Source organism: Bdellovibrionales bacterium (assembly GCA_016716765.1).
In the GTDB taxonomy this organism is placed as follows: Bacteria; Bdellovibrionota; Bdellovibrionia; order Bdellovibrionales; family UBA1609; genus JADJVA01.
The window spans coordinates 1-18,856 of sequence record JADJVA010000021.1; the positions used below are offsets into that span (position 1 = coordinate 1).

The 18,856-nt window shown below is 44.6% G+C and carries 19 protein-coding genes; 3 read left to right on the forward strand and 16 right to left on the reverse strand.

Annotated elements, in window-relative coordinates; translation table 11 throughout:
* Positions 1 to 2,501: 2,501 nt before the first annotated feature.
* On the forward strand, positions 2,502 to 2,765 hold the full coding sequence (locus IPL83_15930; GenBank protein MBK9040624.1) for a hypothetical protein: 264 nt from the start codon (positions 2,502 to 2,504) through the stop codon (positions 2,763 to 2,765).
* Between the two features lie 156 nt (positions 2,766 to 2,921).
* On the forward strand, positions 2,922 to 3,335 hold the full coding sequence (locus IPL83_15935; protein MBK9040625.1) for a hypothetical protein: 414 nt from the start codon (positions 2,922 to 2,924) through the stop codon (positions 3,333 to 3,335).
* Positions 3,336 to 3,586: 251 nt separating this feature from the next.
* Here the strand turns inward: IPL83_15935 and IPL83_15940 are convergent, their stop codons facing one another.
* From IPL83_15940 to IPL83_15970, 7 genes are all read right to left on the reverse strand, one after another.
* Positions 3,587 to 3,796 carry a hypothetical protein gene (locus tag IPL83_15940; GenBank protein MBK9040626.1) on the reverse strand — a complete coding sequence of 70 codons (210 nt, stop codon included), beginning with the start codon at positions 3,794 to 3,796 and terminating at the stop codon, positions 3,587 to 3,589.
* Between the two features lie 448 nt (positions 3,797 to 4,244).
* Positions 4,245 to 4,829 carry a transposase gene (locus IPL83_15945; GenBank protein ID MBK9040627.1) on the reverse strand — a complete coding sequence of 195 codons (585 nt, stop codon included), beginning with the start codon at positions 4,827 to 4,829 and terminating at the stop codon, positions 4,245 to 4,247.
* A 124-nt stretch (positions 4,830 to 4,953) separates the two neighbouring features.
* On the reverse strand, positions 4,954 to 5,340 hold the full coding sequence (locus IPL83_15950; GenBank protein MBK9040628.1) for a hypothetical protein: 387 nt from the start codon (positions 5,338 to 5,340) through the stop codon (positions 4,954 to 4,956).
* 191 nt (positions 5,341 to 5,531) lie between these two features.
* Entirely contained in the window at positions 5,532 to 6,332 is an 801-nt protein-coding gene (locus IPL83_15955) for an FtsX-like permease family protein (GenBank protein MBK9040629.1), read from the reverse strand.
* Positions 6,248 to 7,621 (reverse strand): ATP-binding cassette domain-containing protein, encoded by a 1,374-nt coding sequence (locus tag IPL83_15960; GenBank protein MBK9040630.1) that lies wholly within the window; start codon positions 7,619 to 7,621, stop codon positions 6,248 to 6,250. The genes IPL83_15955 and IPL83_15960 overlap by 85 nt, the downstream gene beginning before the upstream one ends.
* A gap of 5 nt (positions 7,622 to 7,626) precedes the next feature.
* Positions 7,627 to 8,514, reverse strand: coding sequence for an efflux RND transporter periplasmic adaptor subunit (locus IPL83_15965; GenBank protein ID MBK9040631.1), 888 nt, complete (start codon positions 8,512 to 8,514; stop codon positions 7,627 to 7,629).
* Positions 8,495 to 9,892, reverse strand: coding sequence for a TolC family protein (locus IPL83_15970; GenBank protein ID MBK9040632.1), 1,398 nt, complete (start codon positions 9,890 to 9,892; stop codon positions 8,495 to 8,497). Before IPL83_15970 ends, IPL83_15965 begins: the two co-directional genes overlap by 20 nt.
* A 131-nt stretch (positions 9,893 to 10,023) precedes the next feature.
* On the opposite strand from IPL83_15970, the gene IPL83_15975 reads away from it, so the two are divergent.
* Positions 10,024 to 11,079 (forward strand): 7-cyano-7-deazaguanine synthase, encoded by a 1,056-nt coding sequence (locus tag IPL83_15975; GenBank protein MBK9040633.1) that lies wholly within the window; start codon positions 10,024 to 10,026, stop codon positions 11,077 to 11,079.
* Here IPL83_15975 and IPL83_15980 read toward each other — a convergent pair.
* From IPL83_15980 to IPL83_16020, 9 genes are all read right to left on the reverse strand, one after another.
* Complete coding sequence (locus tag IPL83_15980) at positions 11,076 to 12,176, reverse strand: hypothetical protein (GenBank protein MBK9040634.1); 1,101 nt, start codon at positions 12,174 to 12,176, stop codon at positions 11,076 to 11,078. The two genes, IPL83_15975 and IPL83_15980, sit on opposite strands and share 4 nt — an antisense overlap.
* Positions 12,177 to 12,233: 57 nt before the next feature.
* A complete protein-coding gene (locus IPL83_15985; GenBank protein MBK9040635.1) occupies positions 12,234 to 12,857 on the reverse strand; it encodes an energy transducer TonB in 624 nt (207 codons plus the stop codon).
* A gap of 3 nt (positions 12,858 to 12,860) precedes the next feature.
* Entirely contained in the window at positions 12,861 to 13,655 is a 795-nt protein-coding gene (locus tag IPL83_15990; protein MBK9040636.1) for a hypothetical protein, read from the reverse strand.
* Positions 13,652 to 14,392, reverse strand: a complete 741-nt coding sequence (locus tag IPL83_15995) for a DUF3450 family protein (protein MBK9040637.1) — start codon at positions 14,390 to 14,392, stop codon at positions 13,652 to 13,654. The genes IPL83_15990 and IPL83_15995 overlap by 4 nt, the downstream gene beginning before the upstream one ends.
* Before the next feature lie 10 nt (positions 14,393 to 14,402).
* The gene (locus tag IPL83_16000; protein ID MBK9040638.1) at positions 14,403 to 14,717 is read right to left on the reverse strand and encodes a biopolymer transporter ExbD; all 315 of its coding nucleotides are present in this window, start codon (positions 14,715 to 14,717) and stop codon (positions 14,403 to 14,405) included.
* A 1-nt stretch (position 14,718) separates the two neighbouring features.
* A complete protein-coding gene (locus IPL83_16005) occupies positions 14,719 to 15,345 on the reverse strand; it encodes a MotA/TolQ/ExbB proton channel family protein (protein ID MBK9040639.1) in 627 nt (208 codons plus the stop codon).
* A gap of 13 nt (positions 15,346 to 15,358) precedes the next feature.
* Positions 15,359 to 15,988: a hypothetical protein gene (locus IPL83_16010; protein MBK9040640.1), complete on the reverse strand. Its 630-nt coding sequence runs from the start codon at positions 15,986 to 15,988 to the stop codon at positions 15,359 to 15,361.
* 163 nt (positions 15,989 to 16,151) lie between these two features.
* Positions 16,152 to 16,430, reverse strand: a complete 279-nt coding sequence (locus IPL83_16015; protein ID MBK9040641.1) for a hypothetical protein — start codon at positions 16,428 to 16,430, stop codon at positions 16,152 to 16,154.
* Complete coding sequence (locus IPL83_16020; protein MBK9040642.1) at positions 16,387 to 18,726, reverse strand: TonB-dependent receptor; 2,340 nt, start codon at positions 18,724 to 18,726, stop codon at positions 16,387 to 16,389. Before IPL83_16020 ends, IPL83_16015 begins: the two co-directional genes overlap by 44 nt.
* Between the last annotated feature and the right edge of the window lie 130 nt (positions 18,727 to 18,856).

An 18,856-nucleotide genomic window follows, 5' to 3' on the forward strand; every position in this document is an offset into this window, starting at 1 on the left:
GCTAGAGCCACGCTTCTAAAAAATAAAGTATCAACTGAAGGTGACGCGGTTAAATTAAAGGCAAGCAAAGATTCTTTGAAGGCAAGATGTCAGAATAGCTCTCCATCAATTCTAGTCACGTTTAACTATAGGAACGAGATAAGCAATATGCTGACAGAAATTTTCGACCAGATGGGTTTTACATCAATTTTGGTCCACTTTTATTTCTGATTCTGTGAGTTGATCCAGTGTTCTGCTGCTATCTAGACTCTTCGCCCAAGAATTCCGGCACTTCTGGCACCCCATCAATTCAGCAATTTTCAGGCGAAAATAAGATGTTAGATCGTTTTGAGAACTCATCCATCCAGACTTATCCAGACCAAATCCAGACTTTTACTGTCCAAACTTACTAAAAATCATAAATATCATCATGCGTGACGTCACCGAATTCGGCGAGCGTAACCGTTTGATTTACCTAGTGTTGAGATTCTGGTGCTTAGCTGATTGAAAAAAACGAATGAGTAAATTGGCGGAAAGACAGGGATTGAACCCTGGACAAGGGTTAACCGTTACACGCTTTCCAAGCGTGCGCCTTCAGCCACTCGGCCATCTTGCTTTCTATTATTAGAATATCTTATATGGCCTAGCATTGATGGTTCCTGATGTCTAGTGGGTTGCTTCGTTCTTGACATGGGCCCCGAGAAAAAAAAATGTGTTTTGCAGAGTCCGGTTACTTCAAATTCGAGGACATTGCGATGCACAAGGGGCTTTTTTGGCCATTTGAATTCCGGATTTAATTGCAAAATCTTTAGTCTTCACTGTTCATCGTTCACATGCTGACAGCCTTGACCTGCCACATTGACAGCTCTTGGGCAAGATGAGATCTCAGCCTGTCTCAAACTGGTGGCAGACTCCCCAAGATGCGGCGTCTCGAGCCGATCCCGTGAGTCAACCCATGGACCTAGCAGGCCACAACAGAATCGGTTTTTAAGCAATTTGATCTACCGGAATTCACCGTCGCTTGCGCTCATTATTTAGAGCAATTGAATCTGACGCTACCCACGAAAAACTCCAAGAAAATGCAAAATCTAACGAGGTGCTGAATCCCAACCTAGAGAGCGTGAAGAATCACAACCTGGACGAAAATGAATTTGATATTTTCCAAAAGCTCGCCACCCGAGCAAAAAGCTCGCATTCCTAGAGGCCCTGGGTCGTCATTTTATTTCGAATTCCGTTCATAATCCTCAGTCAGATGGCTGAAAAATATTGAATACTCGATAGGTTGACTTTACAGCCCAGAAAGTGACGGTTTTTATTGGCTCAAAAACTGCGAATCGAAGCGCAATAACCTCAAGGGAAATTGAGGGGCTTTTTTGTCTGATCTTTATACTCTTCAAAATCCCAGGACAGATAGTCTTCCCAAAAGATCCGTGCCTTGTCTGCATGATTATTCCGTTTGAAATGGAATCTAAGAAACTTGGTATACTGATATTGTTTTGAAAAGATTTTGCTCGAGGTCCCCAAGTCCGGGACTGACTTCTGCCTTAGAGGCCACCAACTTCCGAGTCAACACTTCCTCTTTGGTGATAGCCATGAATCGAAGATGTACAAAAAAAATCGCCAAGCTATCTTTGAGCCTCACGATCAATTAGTAGGCGTATACTCGTCCCAACTGCCTCGGCTATTTGGCTGCATTCATCTTCCCGAAATCAATCTTTCGGTGGTCCAACCTTGACCAAACCCATCCAAGACGAAGTTAGAGGAATCTAAAATACTGGATCAGATTATCTCAGGAGAATTTCGGCATGAACTCGTAGAACAGTGGGTGAATAAATATGGCGGAAGCTATTATGGAGCGAAAGCCAAGTTCGATCTCTTTTATCGCACTCTCAGATCTCTCTATCTCCGACTCATTCTCCCCTCCGCCATTTATCTTTTTGTTTCACAATTCGGATTTTTGACCTTCCTGGCTTAATCACTTCATGGGACAGATCATTACTTTTCAGATGCTCTCATTCCGTGGATATTTCATGAGGCGGGGGCACTTCTGGTCTGGACAACCTAGTACGACCCGATGACTGGTAATGGTTCAATTTTGGTTTGTCGAGACCCCTCAAGACAAAGTGAAAAAATATAAATAGTTGTAATACTTCTCTCGTAACTTAAGAATTTTTTTAATTTTTACTCAAACATCACCGGGAGTTGGAAAGGATCAGATTAATCATCAGTATGTGCTTTCGCAATATGGTTTTACTAAACAAGAGGGGTAGCTATGTTCAAGGTACTTTTTAACTTCGTTGCAACAATAGTTTTCTCAGTGGTTCACTGGTGGCCTAGAGAGACATGACAGTCGATCAAGACTTAGATACTCCGGACATTCACATTTTGGACGGCAGCCATCGTCTTTATGTAGATATTGAAGTTCCCTTCCATGAAATGGGGGATGCCTCTAAGCGTCAGGCTACAGCTCGAGCAATTATTTTCCTAAAAAGGATTTGGCAGACTTGTGGAAAGACGGGAAAATGCCGAAAAACCTACAGGATCTCATGGATTCAGCAATTGGCTTGGGAGATGTTCACTATGATAAAATCCACGAAAAACTGAAGGCTGCTACGGGGATAAAGTCCGTGCTGCAATCGAAGAGGCCTCTGATTCGGCAGATCATCTCAAGAAATTTTTCAAAGGTCGATTGGTGGAGACCGTCTGGCCTCCTCGTTGAAACGGGTGCTGGGAAATTCCGCATATCGCGGTTGAACGGGCTATCAGGAACTTTGCAGAAGTGGTAGTTCCTTACTGCGTCCATCGGTGAGAAAATCCCCCCTTCAAGAAGTGGAAAAGATAAGGAAATGATGGAAATACTCAAAAATGGAGAAAGTGGCATTGTTGAAGATCGCGCAACGCTATTCTGACCAAGATCTACGGCACGCCATGCACTGAGAACCTTGAAGCTCTCATTAACAAATTCAGGAGAAAGAGGAAATGATTTTTATAACAATTTTTACTTTGCCGAAGAGTCCCTCGTTAAGGAAGCTCGCAAATTTATGGTTTGGACGGATGCACCTGTTGGGCTGAGAAAGGGACTTCCAGAAGATCGCACGCTGGGAATCGGTGGCAAATTTTCTGTTGGCTTTATTTATGGTGAACTCAAGCGTCCAGAAGATTTCACCGGAGCCACAGCATCTATTTCAAAAACATTTTTACTCCCGGAGCTCAATTCGAACGAGTGTCAAAAATTGGATTCTTTCTACATTTCCCCAACTGTCTGCTCTCGCGAATCTAGGCTGGGGATGGCAGGCAAAACTGGAGTCTTGTATTGGGGGAGATCAAGTCTACCCCTATTTCCTCACAGGCCCTGAAGTTGGTAATAACATCAGAGCTAGGACAGCGTTTAGCTTAGGATCCGCGATAGACAGTGACGATGTCGTCAAATTCGGTCGGTCTCTCTATGTCGAAGTCAGCGATGGAATTTCTGCTCTTTATAATTGGGTGAAGCTGGCCGTAGTCCTGTAAGAAAGCCATTAGAGATGGAGGCAAGATAGGGACAGAGGGTCCGTCTTGCTCCTCCTCATGATATAATGATATGAAATTCGAAAATTTCGATTAATCGCTAACTTGGGAAAAGGGGTTTTAAAGCTCCGACGATCTTTCTCAAAATACCAGTATTTCCCTCAAAGTGGGTGATAACCCATATCATCGGAATCCCGAGTCCAAGAAAAATGAGAACTGTGAGAAGGATTTCCTCAAAGTAATCCACAATAACAAGAGCTATCAACAGCCCAAGGGCCGTGCCTCCCGCAATTTGTACCATCAAAAGCATAAAACGCTCCCGCGCCCTATTGTTTCAATTCTTATGCCAATCAAAAAACAAGAACAGCTTCTCCCCCCTTAATCTGAATTCAAATTTAGGGCTGTCTCATAGGCGTTTTAGGTCTAATGCAGCTCCTCTTAAAAAGAAACGAGCCGCAAAAAAGTCACCTCTTCTCCGCAAAAGCGCTCCTTATAGAAACAAAATTCAGCCTCTCCGTTTATTAGAAGGGGGTATTTTGTGCCAACCTGCTATTTGGCCCCCAAAACCACCCTGTCGTATCGATATGGGTAGAGTTTAAGCAGCCGCATCTTTGGAGGATTTTATTGAGGTAGGAGGTTTCATTCGTATACCCATAAGCTGATCTCCTTAAAACTTTTATTTTATTATTGATCCTCCGACTTTGCCGAGGTAAGGCGGGAGGTAATATAGCTTTCAATCTCTTCTCGGTACTTTCTAATCAAAAGGGCCATCTTTTAAACGGTTTGAGGTTGGATTCTCTCACCAGGCGATACCACAGTAGAAGTGATTTCCTAAACTCGATTACTTCCGTTTTATCAAGAATGGAGTGAAAGTGTTCGACCAAGATCATTCCATTTAGAATATTTTTATTTATCTCTTTGAGTTTATCCAACATGCGTAGGTCTTTCTTCGAGAGCATCTTTTCACGCTCTACGAGTACAAACCGCCTGTGAGGAGCAAGCATATCCACTTGAAACCCATCTTTGTTTTCCTTGGCCTTTCGGAACTCGCATTTTCTTACATCATCAAAGACATTATTTACATATTCAGCCAGGTGGAATCTATCAATGCAGATTCTAGCATTGGGGGCACATTTGCGAACGGCCTTGATAAATGGTTCGTGCATATCGAGGGAAAAATACTTTATCCTTGCAAGCTGCTCAGGAGATAGCTGATTTAAACAAGTGAGTAGGGATCTTTCCGATCGGCCAGGAGCGTTGGCTAAAACCTTTGACTGATCGTAACAGACAAGGTTGGTGACATACTTGATCTCAGGTCGGTCAAGGCTATTCTCCTTCGGCATCGTTCGGAAGTGAACCTCATCTCCACTCATTTTTCTAGATCTATATTTTCTGGGAATTTCAGGAGTGGTTTTAGCTTAGCCATTCGATTCTGATCCAGTGACCAAAGTGTTTTTGACGATGCATTTAAAATCTGGCTACAGCTTCGCAGGGCATTTCCTCCATAAGTCGACCCGCAAACTCACAAAATGAATAAGTTAGAGTGTCAAAATCTGGATATAGAAAGGAAATATGAGCCGACCTAATCTTATCGTCACACCCTAAACAATACCCTCTCAGTTGAAAGAGAATCACCTCCACATACAAAAAGGCCCCAAACGGCGGGGCACGCAAAGATCGCTCTTTCCACTCATGTACATAGCCTATCTGATTGCCACATTGATGGCAGAGGCAGAATGCTCGATCTTGTCTCGCGAATACTCTTAAACTCAACTTTGACCGGTCAAATTCAAATTTTTCGATAGTCACATCTTGTAAACCAAGAGCCGTCGTGATGAGATGAGAGAAGTCCATCCCTGTACCTCCGCGAGTTTTTTTCTGCAAATTAAAGCTTATGCGAAAGGTCTTGTTTGATGGACTTTTTTATTTCAGCGACAAGGCTCGACTTAGGTATTAACAAAATGAGTCACCTTCTATAATTCGGAGACCCCAAAATTCAACTCGCATTTATGAATTTCTCCTCCCGATTTCAGGAAAGAGCTCCTCTATTCAGATCTCAGTGCTTCTATGATTTGAAGTTTCTCCGCCTTAACAGCAGGAAAAATGCCACTGACGAGACCAACGACAAAAATAGAGAGAATTGATAAAAAGAGGGCCATGCCATCCAAAGTCCATTCGAAATTTAATTTATCAACAAACTTCGTGGCCACCCAAATCGCTATCTGATAGGACAAAAAACCGAGAATCAATCCTATAAAACCTGCGATAAAACACACGATCATCGACTCCACTAGAAATTGAGTTCGAATTTCTCGGCTCGTTGCCCCAAGTGCTTTTCTCAATCCAATCTCTCTAAATCTCTCTGAAATTGACACAAGCATCATATTTGTAATTCCAACTCCTCCCACCAAAAGAGTGACAAATGCGACAGATGAAAGAAGGATCGTAAAAAGAGTTAAAAACTGTCTCATTTGGTTTACAAGAACACTATCAGAATCAACTGAGAACGTCCCAGAGGAGCCATACTTCTGCTCAAAAAAGGCCTTGATTCCCGCTCCAACCCTTTCTGCGTCAGCTCCTTCATCAATTTGTACCAAGATTTGCTTGAGCTGAGAAGACCACCAATTTCCCGACTGAGCCTGAAAAAAGGAATAGGGGACCACAACCTGCAAGTTCGGCCGGAGGCCTTCCTTGTTACTTGTTGAGGGACTCAGCACACCAATCACCCGACAGCTATAAGAACTCTTTCCCTCACTGATCCTTAGAACTTGTCCAAGAGGCTGACTATCAAAAAACAGCCGCTCCGCAATTTCGTATCCGATAATGCAAACAGAACTTTTCTGCACAATTTCAACCTGCGAAAAATTTCGACCAAAAGCAAACGTCGCTGGGCAATACTTAGTCCATCCTCGCCAAACCCTATCATCCTTACATCTTGGTCGATCGTTCGCCCCCCATAATTCAGTGCAATCCTGCTTCTATTTAGAATCGGTGACATCCTATCAATCTCAGGGAAAATTCTCTTCAAAGAATTAACTTCACCTTCCCAATCAAAAAAACGAAAGGGTGTAGGAACGAGATCAGTGGCTTTGATATCCCAGTTAGGAATGCCATTGAATACAATTGTATTAACCCCCATGTCGGCATATCCGGCAAGTATCTTTCCTTTTGTGAACTGCCCAAGCGTAATCATCGCCAAAACGGCTGCGATTCCTACTGAAATACCAATCATCGTGAGGGCTGTTCTTGTCTTATGTCTCTTCAAATTCCAAATAGCCGAAGGCAAAATGTCCCTAAACACCTTCAAGGCTTTTTTGGGATCAAGTTTGAGTAGACCAAATGAGCACAGGGATCGGGAACATGCGGCCGGCTTTTTCTCTGATATATCTGATATCAGAGAAGGCACTGTAAGGATGTTCGACTGATCAAATCCAGACTGATCAACTGCAGACTTATCAAGAATTCGCCCGTCCTTAATTTTAATGATTCTATCGCACTGATTCGCCACCTCGTTGTCATGGGTGATAATGATAATGGTCTTATTGTGATTTTTATTCAAGTCTCTCAAAAGCTGTAGTATTTGCTTGGCCGATTCCGAATCTAGATTTCCCGTTGGCTCATCGGCAAGAATCACTTTGGCATCGCTCATTAGTGCGCGACAAATGGCTACCCTTTGTTGTTGTCCACCGGACAGTTGATTGGGATAGAATTGCAGTCTGTCTCCCAAACCAACCAGTTCCGCGTACTTCTTTGCCCGATCGATCTGATTGATCCCATTCGGAACTTCCTCGTCGAAGTAGCGAGTTGGGAGAAGTATATTATCAAGCACACTTGTTTTAGGCAGTAGGTAAAACTGTTGGAAAACAAAACCTATGTTCCGATTTCGGATTTTAGCGAGCTCCACTTCCGTACAGCTAGATACATCTTTTCCCAAAATGCGAATGAGCCCACTGTCTGGGCGCGATAAAAGTCCCAAGGCGTAAAGTAGAGTGGATTTACCAGATCCAGATGGCCCTTGAATCGCAACCAATTCGCCCACTTTTACAGAAAAACTGAGATCCTTCAATATAGAATTGATGGATGTCCGAGCACCCCCGTATGAAAAATAAAGATGCTCAACTTCGATTGCATTCATTTAATTTATTCCGCTGAGTTGAGCTCTGAAAAATTAACCTGCCTAATTTTCTGACCTTCACTCAGACCAGACAGAATTTCAAAGCCCTCTTCATTTTGAATTCCAACCTCAATGGTCTGCCGATCACCTGATTGCAAGACAACAAAATAGTGATCATTGTCTCTCCGAATAAATTCATGCCGAAGACTTAATACGTTTTCCTTTCTAGCTGTAATCACATCTATGATAACCGACATCCCCGGTTTTATCATTTCGTCTGCATCGGTTATTTCTATCTTGATCGGAAAGTCAACAACCTGACTGTTTGCCTCAGATTCCTTATCTCTAGCTGCCAACGAAAGCTCACGAATAAGACCCTTATATTTTCGATCAATAATCGCAGAAGCCCGAATGACAGCCTCTTGACCAAATCGCAGCTTTACCCGATCCATCTCTGGAGCATTGGCAACAACGAACAGTCTGCTTGTATCATCGATCCTCAAAATAAACTCTTTGTAATCACCCTCTCTCACATACTCGCCCTCTGACCTCTCAACTTGAACTACAACTCCGTTCAAAGGGGATCTCAGGGGAAAAGGACTATCCCCTGACTGAAGCGATTGGACCACGCTGACAATAGGATCGCCCGCCTTTACGGGATCGCCCACAGAAACAAAAAGCTTGCTGACATAGCCATTATAGGGAGCCGTCACGATTGTCTTTTTAAAGGGAACGACAACTCCAGCAAAGGTGACTCTTTGGATAAAATCCTGCCTCGTCACTACTCCGATGGTTCTACGACTCTTGCTATCGTAACATCCACTCAATCGATATATGCCAAACAAAACTAAAATGGTGGCCAAAATTCCACCTGCTCTCATCAACCATTTTCGATCATTTGACGAGAAGCTCATAGAGATTTCCTTTGTGGTAGAGAATATTGAATTGGACGTTATGCAAATCGGCAGAAACTGAATAGAATTTATTCTGAGCATCTGAGAGTGCATTGAGACCCGCAATCATATCAAGGTATTGAACTTTCCCGTTTCGATATTCCCTTCCTATATACTCTATGTTGGTTAACTCAATGGCCACCCACTCTTTTGCCAAGTGATAGCTTTTACGCACATTTTCAAGCCTCGAATTCAATTGATTGAGCGTGGCTCGCAAGCCTAGAAGGGAAGTATCTATCTCATTGCTTTTGATCATGTCCTTCTGGACGGAGATTTCATAATCACGGGCACGCGTGCCCCAATCCATAAAATTATATTTAACAACGAGCAAGGCTTCCCACCCAATCTTTGCATTATCGGAAAAACTTTTCTGAGTGCCTAGGTAGTCGCTGCTCGAATAGGCCAGTCCAGCTGTTAACAGCCATTCAGGAAGATTTTTTTTACGAACCAAATCCACTCCAAGACGATTCATTTTCTTTTCAAGGATTGCCGCTCGATATTGAAGATGATCTTCAATCCTTGCTGGCAATTCGGTGGGAGAATCAAAAATGGAATCGAGATTTACAGGCGCAAACTCCTTTGGTCCAGGGCTCTCTGATTTTGCTCCAATAACCTTGAGCAGCTCTTGACGAGATATATCAGCATTATTTTTTGCGTCCGTCACATCAATTTCTCGGCGAATTGGATACGACTTGAATCGGAGGAAATCTCGCTTGGTTTTTAATCCCTGGTGGTAGCCATTCGAGACCATTTCGAATTCTGTTTTGACTAGCTTCAGCTGACGTTCCTGAATATCAAGTAGTTTCAATTTTAAAGAATAATCAACAAAACGAGTCGCGACGTCCAATGCCAATTTAGCTTTCTTGTCCTCAAACTCCAACTCAGACCTATTTTTGTCAAGTATTGCAATCTGATGATTCGTGCGAGAGGCCCCATTGTCGTAAAGCGATTCAGTAAGACCCAAACTGAATTCACTTGGGTGCCCAGAGGCATCTTTCGGAGAGCTTCCGCTCACTCCGTTTTTCGCAACCAGATCAAGAGACGGAAGTATTTTAAAAGCCGCCGATTTTTCATTCATTTCGGAAATCTGCAGTTTTCGCTTCAAATCATCGAAGGCTGGGGAATTATCTCGAGCAAACAAAATTGAGTCCTTAAGAGTAAATACCGATTTCTCCAGCCTTTTCGCCTCGTCAGCCCTAGCGAAAAATGCGATGAAGAACAATCCTATTACAGCAAAGAGTCCCCTCTTCTTTAGCCGTTGCCCTTGATCTCGAACTAAAATTTCATAAAACAAGATAAACCTCGATACGATTTCTTCGAAAGCGCGAACACGCCTCAACGAGCCACGTGGCCTTCTATACATTGTGTGCGAGAAATCAGCAACTGACGATTCGTGCCAGGCTAGCCGATTTTCGCTATTACAAATGGGCTGGGGTTTGTTGAAAAATATATCTGTCAACAGACTCGACAGTGAAGACAAAGACAGGGAAAATTGATATTTTCGCCCTATCAACCGACCCACTCTGGGTCATTTTGGGTGCTGAGAAGGGAGGGTCCTTAATGGAGTTGCAGGTCGTAGGACATCAAGGACCTGAGTTGACTCACAATTCTCATTTCAAGTTTGGCTACAATAATAAGCCCGAGGCCTTTAGGACAAATCCCGAACAGAACTGGTGGGTAAAATATGGACGGAGTCGTCGTCGTCCTCTTTCATTTCGAGATGAATGCATGGAAACTGCGAGAACGATTCGCGCAAAGGTAACTGGAGATATCTGGATTTTATTTTCGGGCGGGGTGGACAGCGAAACAGTGCTCCGGTCATTTCTGGAGGCGGGAATTTCTGTCAAAATAGCAGTTGCCCGGTATAAAGATCAGATCAATCTCCACGACATTTCCTGGGCTGTTTTGACTTGCAATGAGCTAGGTGTGCCTTTTCAATTTTTCGACTTAGATCTTCTGAAGTTTTGGAGGGACGAGGCCTTATCCTATGCCGAGATCTCCCAGTGTTTTTCACCTCAGTTGCTCGTGACAATGTGGCTGTCCGATCAAATTATTGGATACCCTGTTTTGGGGTCGGGAGAGTGTCTCTTTAGAAGAGAACAGATTGTGCCCGTTGATTCAGCAGGCAAAAGCCAAGATCAAAGCCAAAACCAAAATAACAGGAAATGGTTTTTGATTGAAAAGGAGAGAATCGCTTCTTGGTATCGATTTTTTCTCGCTCGAAAAAGAGAGGCCTGTCCAGGATTTTTTCAGTACACACCCGAAATTATGCTGAGTTACCTGAGAGATCCCCTCGTTCAAAAATTGGTAAACGACCACTTCGGCGACACTCAGTCATCAGAGAAAGTGAAGCTCAGAATTTATCAACAACATTTTGATTTAAAAACGAGACCAAAATACACTGGATTTGAGAATGTTCAGGAAGAAGATGCTAGACTTCGCTCACTCCTGAAACTCAGTTATTCTCACAGTGATCAAATATTTAGGACAAGTTGTATTGATCTCGAGAGAAACCTTGCACCCTAAAGATCCAAACCATCGCGGGCCTCTTTCAGAGTCTTTTTTAGCTGACTCGTCTTTTCGATCAAGCTGCTCTGACGAATTGAATTCAGATAGGTGAGCGAGCGGTCGAAGTTGCCCTGAGCAAAAAGAGCATAGGCCACGGCATATCGAGCCTCATCATCACCTACTCCTGCCTCACGGCCCATAAGAGAATCCATCGAAGCGACCAGAGAGTAGTTTTTTTGATCCAAGTAAATTGCCATGCGCGAGCGAAGACGTTCTTTGGAGTCTTGAATAAACTGAGAATGAAATGTGGCTTGTTCAAATTTACCCATCTCCCGATAAAGCTCTGCAACATGAAATTGGTACCGCGGACTCAATGCCGCCGATCGGATAAGGCTATCAAGAGTCGTACGAAGCTGTCCGCTCTGAAAGGCAAGCTGCGCTGACAGGGCTTGGATCTCAATATCCCTCGGGGCCATCGCACGCGCATATTCGACAAAGGCGAGATTTTCTTTGGTTGCCCTCTTCTCAGAGAAAAGTTGGGCCAAAGAGAGCAGCTCACTGCTCCGAACAGGGCCAAGTTCAGATGTCGCGAGGCTCAAAGCGAGCTGATTTAAACCTAGATCTAAAAGAAGAGCCACATGCTCTCTCTTTAGAGAAAATGATTTAAATACCACCTCTCCTTGAACCAATGAATCCAAGGCCTCTTGCCAAGACTTAGTTTGAAACTCACACTTTGATTTGGCAATGATGTCCTCTTCGGATTTCTTCCATAACTGACCACTTTGCCGATATTGTTCTCGACAATCTTCATATTTTTGGAGTCCATACGAGGATCTCGCCAAGAACAAACTTCTCTCCTCTGAGGGATCAGATTTCTGATAGCTATACAAGCCTTGAGAAAAATTTTTTCTCGCCATTTCAAGGTGGCCGCGAAGAATCCAATAGCGGCTTGATTGAGGTTTCCCCTCCAACTCCTGTTGAGCCAAATCCAACTTATCGTCTCGAATGAGAACTTCAACGAGATCTAGTTCGCTCAACTCGTCATAAAGAGGCTCCACTACCGCCGCAACGGAAGGACTGCATCCAAGAAATATTGCTATTAGAAATTCAATCATGTTTTCCTCACGTCAACTCAATTCAACTCAACGCGATTTAGTTCACTTATGTTCAAATCAATTCAACTCGAACTTCACCTTCTGTGTGGCCCATTCAGCCACCACTTGTCCATTTTTTATCGCTGGATCGAATTTCCAAGCGCGCACGGCCAATATTGCGGCCTGATCAAAGATTCCCCCGGGCACACTTTCTGCGATCTTCACATCTTCCACAATACCACTCCTATCCACGAAAATCTTTAAGACAACAAATCCAGATAGGCCTTTTTGCCGAGCCAGAGGTGGATATTCGGGAGGATTGCGAGAGAGCGCCCGTGGCGAGCGGTCATTCGCTCCGCGCTCATTGACAATATCAGCTACGCCGGTGCGAAAACCTCCTGATCCGCCAATGGCCAATCCCGTTCCCGAGCCGCCAAAACCAACTCCTCCCAATTCTTTGAGCGAAACACGAGATGACTCTGGTGCTAAAGCTGTGAGCGATTTCTCCAAAATTGGCTTCGGCACTTCACGCGGAGGAAGGGCTTCCTTTTTAGCTTCAGCGATCTTAATTGGAACTGGCTTTGGCCCCGAAGAAGCAGGCGATCGCAGTTGTCTCGGATCGAGTGCAAAAAAATTGGATACAAGCCCTAGCGACATTACAAAAAATCCCACAACTATAAGAAAGCAAACTAACTTTCCCATTGGCTATATTTTTACCAATACAAAGAAGAGACCAGCCACCACACCTAACATCATTAACAAAAATAAGGCTGGACCTGAGTCAGCCAGACGCTCAACCCATGTCCCCGGAAGCTTAAACTGAGCCGCCTCATATAAATTATCAAAAAGATAGAAACTGTCGGTGGACCTATTGAGCGCCTTCAATGTACCGTTACCGCTGGGACCGAGCATTGTCATTCCCTGTTGTCCGCTCAAGAAAGCCGCAACCTGCCCGAGTCTTGTCAACTCTCCTCTGCGAAGAGTATTCTGCTCGTCCAGATAATAGCCCGAGAATCTCTCTGAACTCGCCAAATCCTCCAACAACTTCTTTGATCGAGAAAAGATCGGACTTAAACTTGCAACGCCAGGCCCGGCTAAAGCGATAACTTCTGCCTTCTCCTGTCTTTCCTGAAAGCGAAGAGACCTTTCAGCTTCAGTTAATACTTTTATTGATTTTCGGTAGATCGCTTCAAACGAGGTCTCTCCTCTATTGAGGTCACGTCGTTTTTTATCCAATCCCGCTAAGGCCTCAGACTCATCATCATTTTTTACGGTCATTTTGGCCAATTCCCTTTGGGACACATCCAGCCGATTCTTCACGAGGCCAATTCGCTCGTCAAATTTCTTCTCTGCTAATTTTTTCTGGCGCAACAGAGCCTCTCTCTGAGAAATCAAATACGAGTATTCAGTCTGAAGCGCTTTTTCTAAATCCAGGTTTTCGGCCTGAGCAAAAGGAACAAACAGCAAATACATCAAAATACGCCAAATTCTCATTCTCATAAAACACCCGACCGTTCAGAAAGTGGCAAGAAATAGACTCCGCTCTTCCTTTTCTGTTTCAAATCTTCCATAAGACGGACGACCTCCTGCTCTTGTTTCCTTGACAGAGTCTTGGTGACCCAACCACTTCCCCCTCTTACAACCTCTTTCATCTCGCCATCGACTTGCCTAATAAACATTGTATAAAGGCCCAAGCGAACTGCTTCCACTTTCTCTCGCCCCAGAGGAAAATCAAAATCTATGATACGAAATTCATTTTGCGTTCCCAACTTAATCTCACTTTCATAAAACGCCCAGAGCTCGGCTCCCAGGGTCTCCGGTGACTCAATCCCACGCTCTAGACGACTCTCAAGACTTTCAAGTCGCGCTTTTCTCTGCTCTTTCGAAAATGGAAGAGAAGTCTCTACCCAATTTTTTGCTTCACGAATGGCATCTAACAGTTGCGATTTCCCCTGAGGCTCGATTTTTTCATGAGCCTTGTTGAGAGTGGAATGTCGCAGCTTTCTTTCTGCAATCTGGACATGTCTCAACTTCTCCTTCTGCAAATTCGACTCGATCTCCAGACGTTTCTGCATCCACATATCAAGTTCCGCCTGTTTTTCCTTTTGAGAGGTTTCCAGTTCGTTACTGAGAATTTCTATTTCACTCCGAAGCGACACCAAATCACTCAAGATTTTTGGAGTCTCGGCAAAAGCCAGGCTATTCATCATGAAAAGGGCGATCAGAATTTTTCTCATCTCCTCACACTCATTCTGTTAAGGGTTTGTCGGTGGTCACAGCGAATCTGTTTACACCTGTTGATTTAATCCAATCCAAAACTCGCACAACGACGCCATAATCCAATTCTCTATCAGCCACTATCATGGTGATCGTAACATTCAACAAACTGGGTGTTGTTTCATCACTGCTCGATGCCTCAGGGAGATCAATCGCGACACTTGGCTTAATGAGTGCAGGAGCCGTCACCATAAAGATAATTAAAACAACCAGGATAATATCGACCAATGGCACGACGTTAATTTCCGAGATGGTTTCATTATTAGAAGAGGCTTTACTCGCCATTTCAGAGCTCCTTTACTTTAGCGTATGCAATGAGAGCATCCTTGAAGCTTTCTAGCCCCGCAATAATTGCTTTCACTTGTTTCTGAAAGTAATTAAATGCAAGGATATTCGGAATGGCTACCATCAGGCCAGCCGCCGTAGCAATAAGAGCTGCTGAAATTCCCACCATGACGGTTTGTTGACCGGCATTGGTCGCATTTGCCAAATCGTTAAAGGACTTCATGATTCCGAGCACTGTCCCAAATAGTCCGATGTATGGAGCATTTGAACCGACCGTAGCAAGGAAGGTCAGTGAGCGCTCCACCTTTGGTTGCTCAAATTGAACAAATGTAGAAAATGACTCCTCAAGGCCCTTTCTGCCGTTTTGCTTCAAGTGCGTCATCCCCCTTTTCACTAACCTTGCTTCAAGCGATCCATCGACCAATTGGAGTGTGTCAATTTCGGACATGTTTCCCCGCGCGAGGACTTCCTCAAGTTTGTCTCGCTGCTTTTTACTGCTTTTTGCTATTCGACCTAGTCGCACATAGCGTTCAAAAATCACAATTAAACTCGCGATACTCAGCGCGATGAGAAGAAACAGCACTCCGGCGTCGGCATAGTGAGCAACGGAAAATATTCGATCTTTCATTGGTCTCTCCTTTTTATTCTACTGCTTTTGCATCAATTAAAATCGGGATGAGCTCGTCGGCTCCCAACTGCTTCGCTAGCGTCAGTGGCTTAATCCCGTCTGATCCTGGAAAATTGACATCTGTCGCGGTCAACTTCAGGCAACTCGCCTTCGCAGATTCGTCCGGACAATCAGCCCAATGAACCAGAACTTGAACCGAAAGTGTTTTTCTCTTTCGAATAGCAAAAGTCAGGGGGGTGTTCCCTTGTTCATCTCTGTAGTTGGGATCAAGTCCAACTTCTTTGAGTAAACGCATCAACTGATCGGCGCTCCCTCTTCCTGAAAACTTCATGAATGCAGTTCGCTCAGATGCGGCCAAAGCCGGGTCTAAAATAACCATGGCGCGCGTTACGTTGGCTTTGCCATCGGAATCAAGGCCCGCCATCTCAAGGGCGTATTGTGAAGCGTTCTTAGCTTCCCTGCTCAATTGTTCAACATCCGCCCCTCTCTTCATCAACTCAATCATTATGCGTAGGCGATTCTGAATGGTAGCTTCAATCAGCGCCGTGCGACCATTAGAGAGAATCTGATTCAGATTTGCTCCCTTCTCAGCAAGTTCAATGATCATGTCGATGTCGTCTTTTGCAATTGAGGTTTGGATCAATTCCTCAATTGTCTCGGGATTCTTCCCTTGAAAAACCTCGCCAGATCGAACAAATGAATGATTGGAAGTGCTGTGCTGGCCACAGCCATAAGTCGCAGACGACAGAATAATGACCGCGAAATATCTTTTAATTTATTTCCTATCATTCCGATCATAGTTATCCTTAAAAGATCGCAGTCATATTCAAGCCAATAGATCGCCCATTGTGAGTTTTCCGCACGAGTTCCTTATCCTGAAACGACTCAATTGCAGGATCCAGAAGATTCTTCGCCTTTAGGGCTACCGTCCAAACCTTTGATATGGCCTTAGAAGCAACGAAATCCAGTTGGTGACTCGGATTCTGATAGGTATCAGGAATGTTGTTCGTACCGACCTCAGAAATTCGTTCACCGACGAGGCTATAGAGGAGGGTTGCGGAAAAAATCCCATAAGGGCCGATCATACTGCAATTGGAAATTCACCACATAGGGTGCCTGACCTTGCAATGGACGTTGCTGAGAGGTTTGAATTCCTTTGCTCTTTTCGTCCAATTCAATTTCAGATCGAATGAAAGTGAGATTACTCAATATTGACCAACGCCTGAAAATTCGGCTCAGCTTTCTCAAGCCTATTCTTGACTCCAATTCCAAACCAAAATTTTCTGCTGCCATTGCGTTGGAAAAGGTTTGAATTCGATTGACTCCTGGAACAAACATCACCTCTATCGGATCTCTGAATTTCTTAAAAAAGAATCCAGATGATGCATATTCATCTGGAGACCAATAATACTCCCAACGATGATCAATATTTTGAATGATAGTACCCCTCAGAGAGGAATTTCCACGGACCTCGTATCCGGTTTCATCATCTATAAATCCAACCTCAGAAAGCTCTCGAAAGTCCGGACGCGCCAGAGTCTCACTGTATGCCAGACGAGCGCGCCACTGTTGATTTGGCTTCCACAATACAGCAAAGGAGGGAAGAACATCTTTCATTTCCAGTCTAGATTGCGAGAATGGATTCTCGGGTTCATAGTAGCGAAAGGTATTTACGGTTTGAACAGAACGTTCCCAACGATAGCCAGCCAGAAATTTCCAATTCGCAAATGGGCCGAAATCTGCCATCGCATACTGCGAGACAATATTTTGGTCACCGCGGTAACTATCAGCTGCATCTGTGAGATTTTGCAATTGAAAACCGCCTGGTCCAATATTCGCGAGACTCAGCTGACTTTCGATGGGATCTCCAGATGTGTCCCCAGAAAAGAAGAGTCGAAATACCTCAGAACGGCGTCCTCTTTTGATTTCGCTCGCACCAAATTTTAGTTTGAGCCTATCCCTCTGGAAACCCAATGGTAAGATTAAATCTGCAGCGACTTCTTGCGAGCGATCCGTCAGAAGAGAGTATGTCCGCCTGTTGCCTCCGCTATCACCTCTCATTTGATAGGAAGTAGGAGTCCGCTCAAACGCGTACTCCCTTCGATCTGGATTATCTCGAATCGCATCCGCCTGACCAATTCTCCAACTTCCCTCGATATCCTGACCAAAAGAGGTGCCTAATTTGTGCTTTCCTTTGAGATGATTCGTCCACAACTGTCGCTCGGTCCAATCCAATGTTGTCGATTCGATGGAGGACGTTGAGTTTGGATCCTGTTTCAGATCTTGTTGCGTGAAGTTCGTTGTGTGCCGCAGAAGCATCGAACTCAGACTCAGCGTATTATTTTGATTTAATTCAATGCCAAAATCCACTTGTCCGGCCAACCGAGTTTCAACTTCGGCATACTCCGAAGTACGATTATAATCCGTGGAGTATCGACCCGGACTCATTGCGTTCAATCCACGACTGAAGCGTTCTCCGCGATCTGCATTCTGGCCGTAGAGAATCGAACCCGCAATTCCAGATCTCGCGGCCCCAATTCGAAATCGATCCGCAATCGCAAGCGAAAAACCTGGAGGAATTCCTTCTGATGTTCGATTGGTGGCATAATTGGCTGGTAGCGATCGACCTAACTGGACGAGTTCCGCTTCTGAGATCCCTTCACTCGAACCCGGCTGTTGCAATACTAGTTTTTTGCCTGATTGCAGGGCTCCCCGAATGGCCGGCGGCATTTTTCGAGTCCCATTGTCAATTCCGGCCCAATCTAAGCCGCCCCCTCGTGAAGAAAGTCTCTGATCCGCGGACTCTTGATTGGAACTCAAGCTAAACTTAAAAGAAAATTTTTCGGGTAGTGTCCGGGATTGTAGCTGAATGACCCCACCTCCAAACTCCCCAGGCAGATCGGGCGAATAGCTTTTTTGTACAAGAACACTTTCGAGTATAGCCGTTGGAAACAAATCAAGGGGCACCACGCGTCGATTTGGTTCTGGGCTCGGAAGACTAAATTGATTTAGCTGTTCGCCCGAATATCGCTCACCCAATCCTCGAACGTACACGTACTTGCCGTCCTTCAAAGTCAATCCAGTCATTCGGCGAAGTGAGCTCGCAGCATCGCTATCGCCTTGTCGACTCATTTGCTCTGAGCCCATCACGTCCGTCACAGATGAACTCTGCCTCCGCACTTCAATGAGTGCCGAAACACTGCCCCTGATCTTCGGAGCGAGGATCGTGACTTCCTCCAGCTCGTTGATTGCTGGAGTGAGCGAAATAACCAAGGGCTTATTGGTATCGGGGCCTACCTTCACTCCAGACAGCGTTTTTCGTTTGATATTTTGGATGAAAAATTGACAAGGAGTATTCACCGTCTGACAGTCTGAACTCAACCTGCCCCTCAGAATTTGTGGTCAAGGTATCTTCATATCCCGAGAATATAACAAGGCCACCCGGAGAGAGGACGGCGTGAGCTTTCATCGACGACCTTAACCTGTAGAAGTGACCCGCTCTCACCACTCT

Bases quoted from the DNA above. Each gene is read 5' to 3' on its own strand.
- IPL83_16005 (MBK9040639.1), bottom strand. From the start codon at position 15,345: ATGAAAGATCGAATATTTTCCGTTGCTCACTATGCCGACGCCGGAGTG.
- IPL83_15965 (MBK9040631.1), bottom strand. From the start codon at position 8,514: ATGAGCTTCTCGTCAAATGATCGAAAATGGTTGATGAGAGCAGGTGGA.
- IPL83_15960 (MBK9040630.1), bottom strand. From the start codon at position 7,621: ATGAATGCAATCGAAGTTGAGCATCTTTATTTTTCATACGGGGGTGCT.
- IPL83_15995 (MBK9040637.1), bottom strand. From the start codon at position 14,392: ATGAGAAAAATTCTGATCGCCCTTTTCATGATGAATAGCCTGGCTTTT.
- IPL83_15980 (MBK9040634.1), bottom strand. From the start codon at position 12,176: ATGATTGAATTTCTAATAGCAATATTTCTTGGATGCAGTCCTTCCGTT.
- IPL83_16000 (MBK9040638.1), bottom strand. From the start codon at position 14,717: ATGGCGAGTAAAGCCTCTTCTAATAATGAAACCATCTCGGAAATTAAC.
- IPL83_15940 (MBK9040626.1), bottom strand. From the start codon at position 3,796: ATGCTTTTGATGGTACAAATTGCGGGAGGCACGGCCCTTGGGCTGTTG.
- IPL83_15950 (MBK9040628.1), bottom strand. From the start codon at position 5,340: ATGGACTTCTCTCATCTCATCACGACGGCTCTTGGTTTACAAGATGTG.
- IPL83_16015 (MBK9040641.1), bottom strand. From the start codon at position 16,430: ATGATCGGCCCTTATGGGATTTTTTCCGCAACCCTCCTCTATAGCCTC.
- IPL83_15930 (MBK9040624.1), top strand. From the start codon at position 2,502: ATGCCGAAAAACCTACAGGATCTCATGGATTCAGCAATTGGCTTGGGA.
- IPL83_15990 (MBK9040636.1), bottom strand. From the start codon at position 13,655: ATGAGAATGAGAATTTGGCGTATTTTGATGTATTTGCTGTTTGTTCCT.
- IPL83_15945 (MBK9040627.1), bottom strand. From the start codon at position 4,829: ATGCCGAAGGAGAATAGCCTTGACCGACCTGAGATCAAGTATGTCACC.
- IPL83_15985 (MBK9040635.1), bottom strand. From the start codon at position 12,857: ATGGGAAAGTTAGTTTGCTTTCTTATAGTTGTGGGATTTTTTGTAATG.